The organism is Polaromonas sp. LjRoot131 (assembly GCF_964252805.1).
Lineage (GTDB): Bacteria > Pseudomonadota > Gammaproteobacteria > Burkholderiales > Burkholderiaceae_C > Polaromonas.
The window spans coordinates 1-3572 of the sequence record NZ_CAXUPF020000010.1 but is presented as its reverse complement, the minus strand read 5'-3'; the positions used below and the strand labels follow the sequence as shown (position 1 = coordinate 3572).

General features: G+C 63.4%; 4 protein-coding genes. 2 read left to right on the top strand and 2 right to left on the bottom strand.

The annotated features are described in order from the left end of the window. Positions 1-202 precede the first annotated feature (202 nt). Positions 203-1087: a DMT family transporter gene (locus ACSQ27_RS24200; RefSeq protein WP_436158052.1), complete on the top strand. Its 885-nt coding sequence runs from the start codon at positions 203-205 to the stop codon at positions 1085-1087. Positions 1088-1216: 129 nt separating this feature from the next. Here ACSQ27_RS24200 and aroC read toward each other — a convergent pair whose 3' ends face one another. After that, complete coding sequence (gene aroC / locus ACSQ27_RS24195) at positions 1217-2314, bottom strand: chorismate synthase (RefSeq protein ID WP_436158051.1); 1098 nt, start codon at positions 2312-2314, stop codon at positions 1217-1219. Positions 2315-2374: 60 nt separating this feature from the next. Then, positions 2375-2767 (bottom strand): hypothetical protein, encoded by a 393-nt coding sequence (locus ACSQ27_RS24190; RefSeq protein WP_436158050.1) that lies wholly within the window; start codon positions 2765-2767, stop codon positions 2375-2377. 262 nt (positions 2768-3029) lie between these two features. Between ACSQ27_RS24190 and ACSQ27_RS24185 the strand changes: the two genes are divergently transcribed. Beyond that, positions 3030-3452: a cupin domain-containing protein gene (locus ACSQ27_RS24185; protein ID WP_436158049.1), complete on the top strand. Its 423-nt coding sequence runs from the start codon at positions 3030-3032 to the stop codon at positions 3450-3452. Positions 3453-3572 lie beyond the last annotated feature (120 nt).

The following is a 3572-nucleotide window of genomic DNA, read 5'->3' as shown; positions in this document are numbered from 1 at the left end:
TTTGCTTACTTTTCTTTTGGCGAAGCAAAAGAAAAGTGAGTTGCCGCCGGGCAACCCCCGGCCAACCGCCCTCAGCAAAGAGCATAGAGGGAGCGCGCCCGCCGGCGCAAGACCCGCCCCCCCGCCTGCAACGTCGGGCCGAATCTTGCACAATCAAGCCACCTCCACACCGCCGCTTTTGTTGCCGCCCACGCGGCGTTTCATGCAAACCCGACACTTCCTCCAGCTCATCGCGATGTCCGCCCTCTGGGGCGCATCATTTCCCCTGCTGCGTATCGCCAGTCCCGCCCTGGGCCCGTGGGTGGTGGCGGCCACCCGCTGCGTCCTGGCCGCCATCGTGCTTGGCCTGCTGATGAGCAGGCTGCGCGGCCACTGGCCGCCGCGCGAGGCGTGGCCCCGGCTGGCGCTGCTGAGCATGCTGTCAGTGGTGATTCCCTTTGTGCTGTACAACTGGGCCGCGCTGGTCATTCCCTCAGGCTATTCGGCGGTGCTCAATGCCACGGTACCTCTCTTCGGCGTGATGGCGGCCGCGCTGGCCGGCGAGGAAAGACTCACCCGCATCCGCCTGCTCGGCTGCGCGGTTGGCTTTGCCGGCGTCGCGCTGCTGGTGCAACTGGGGCCTGTCGCGGTGACGCCCCGGGTGGTGCTGGCGGCGCTGGCCTGCGTGGCCGCCTCAGCCAGCTACGGTTTTGGCGCCATCCTCATGAAACGCGCCACCATGGCCTATTCGCCGCTGCCCTCGTCGGCGGTGGTGCACATTGCTGCGGCCCTGATCCTGGTCATACCAGGCGGCATCGCCGCACCCTCGGCCGTCCTGACCCCAGGCGCCGTGGCTGCCGTGGCAGTGCTGGGCACGTTTACCTCAGGGTTTATGTACTGGATCAGCATGCGGCTGATGCGCGAGATCCCGGCCAGCGCCACCACCTCGGCGGCCTTCATGATCCCGCTGTTCGGCGTGACCTGGGGCGGGCTGTTTCTCGGCGAACCGGTGACGATCAGCATGCTTCCCGGCTGCATCCTGGTGCTGTCGGCCACCGCGCTGATCACGGGCTTTAACCCATTTCGGGCTGCGCCGCCGGAGCCATAAAGCTTAAGGCACGCACCGGCGCGAAGTCGTAAAGAAATCGTAGCGAGCGGCCCGAGGTCGCGTCGAGGACCGGAGCCGTACACCCGTACGGTGAGGACCGCAGATGCGAGATCGGGCCGCGCAGTTTATTTATTTGCGGCTTCGCATGATGTCGGGGGTATTCACCACGACGTCCGCATTCTGGGCGCGTTGGCGCAGCGCATGCTCCATCACCACCAGCGCCAGCAGCGCTTCGGCGATCGGCGTGGCGCGTATGCCCACGCAGGGGTCATGGCGGCCCTTGGTCATCACTTCGGCCGGCTTGCCGGCCGTGTCGATCGACTGGCGCGGCGTGATGATGGAACTGGTCGGCTTGATCGCGATCGAGACTTCCAGGTCCTGGCCGGTGCTGATGCCGCCCAGCACGCCGCCGGCGTTGTTGGACAGAAAACCTTCAGGCGTCAGCGAATCGCCATGCGTGGTGCCGCGCTGCGTGACGCTGGCAAAACCCGCGCCGATTTCCACACCCTTGACCGCATTGATGCCCATCATGGCAAAGGCGATGTCGGCGTCCAGCTTGTCATACAGCGGCTCGCCCAGGCCGACCGGGACACCCGAGGCCGTCACGCGTATGCGCGCGCCGCAGGAGTCGCCGGCCTTGCGCAAGGCGTCCATATAGTTTTCCAGCTTTGACACATCGGCTACCGGCGCAAAAAACGGGTTGTTCGGCACGTGCTCCCACGACTCGAACGGAATGACTTCATCGCCGACCTGCGTCATGCAGCCGCGAAACACCGTGCCGTATTTTTCGAATAACCATTTTTTGGCGACGGCACCGGCCGCCACCGTGGGCGCCGTCAGCCGGGCCGAGGAGCGGCCGCCGCCGCGCGGGTCGCGCAGGCCGTATTTGTGCAGGTAGCTGTAGTCGGCATGGCCGGGGCGGAAGGTCTCCAGGATGTTGCTGTAGTCCTTGCTGCGCTGGTCGGTGTTGCGGATCAGCAGGCAGATGGGCGTGCCGGTGGTCTTGCCCTGGTAGACGCCGGAGAGGATCTCGACGGCATCGGGCTCGTTGCGCTGCGTCACATGGCGGCTGGTGCCCGGGCGGCGGCGGTCCAGTTCGATCTGGATGTCGGCCTCACTTAAATCCATGCCCGGCGGGCAGCCGTCAATCACGCAGCCAATGGCCGGGCCGTGGGATTCACCGAAGTTGGTGACTGCGAATAGGGTTCCTAGGGTATTTCCGCTCATGGGGGGATTATCCCAGAGGGGGGCTCAAGGGTTGTCAACAGACTCAGCCTGCTCGAGGGGTCAGGCATCACTCTCCCCACTACTCTGCTCGCGCGTCGACAAAAACTCGAGTAGCCAGGCTCGCGCAGCGCCTGGCAAGGCAATGAAAGCCATAACCAATACGCCGATCGTGAAAACCAGGCTGAACCCTGGATCGACCACTATCACGTCAATGAGAATAAAAAAACCACTCAAGGCGACGCTCATCACAAAGAAACCCAGCCACTCAGCCGTGGATAGAGGGCCCGCATCTTTTCCCTCCTGGGTTCCGTGCCACATCCACAGGGCAAACGGTACCGTAAACAGGTAGCCGGCGATCGCGCAAAACCAGAAGTCCCCGCCCGACCTGAAAATTGCTGCGCCGAGCGTAACAAGGGCGAGCAAAAGGATGATGCCGAAGATGGAGGCAATCACGCGAGAGCGCTGGGAGGGAGTAGCCACGCTCAGAATGTATTCAGAAGAACCGGCGGTACAACTGGGCAGTGGCGATCTGGTCTGGTCATCAAAACTCCTTTCGGGGCCATAGCCGGACTATAGCTTTGTAGCGGGCGTCATCTTTACCGCCGTGCCTTCTCAATCAGGGTTGTGGCGCATGCCGCACACGCGCTGGAACACTTCCTGCTTGCTGCACCGCACCAATCCCGAGTTGGATGTCTTGATGGAACAGGAGCACCCCATGCTGGACCGCACCGCAACCAAGTTTTCCCACGTCAAGCCCGGCGACACGCAGTTTGTTTCCGGCGGTTTGCGCGACTTTTTCCTGTACCGCGACCTCGGCATCGCCGACGCGACCAACGGCAAGGTGATCGCGCACCTTGTGAAGGCGAACATGGCACCAGAAACAGGCACGGGATGGCACCGCCATGAGGCGGATTTCCAGATCGTCATCATGGTCAAGGGCTGGGCGCGCTTCATGTACGAAGACAAGGAAACCCTGGTCGAGGCCGGCGACGTGGTGCACCAGCGCCCGGGCATCAAACACTTCCTCTTCGACTACTCCCCCGACATGGAATACCTGGAGATCGTAGGGCCAGCGGATTTCAAGTCGATTGACGTAGACCCCGTCTGCGAGATCCCGCCCCCAACCCCCTGGAAATAACCGACCGCCACTCTCCCCGTTCCCGTTCCCGAATCCGCTCCCGCTTGCCCCTTGTGGATGCGCCGAGGAGCGGAGGTTCAGGCGGATCAGGGATCGCGTTGTCTGAGCGAAGCGCAGCGT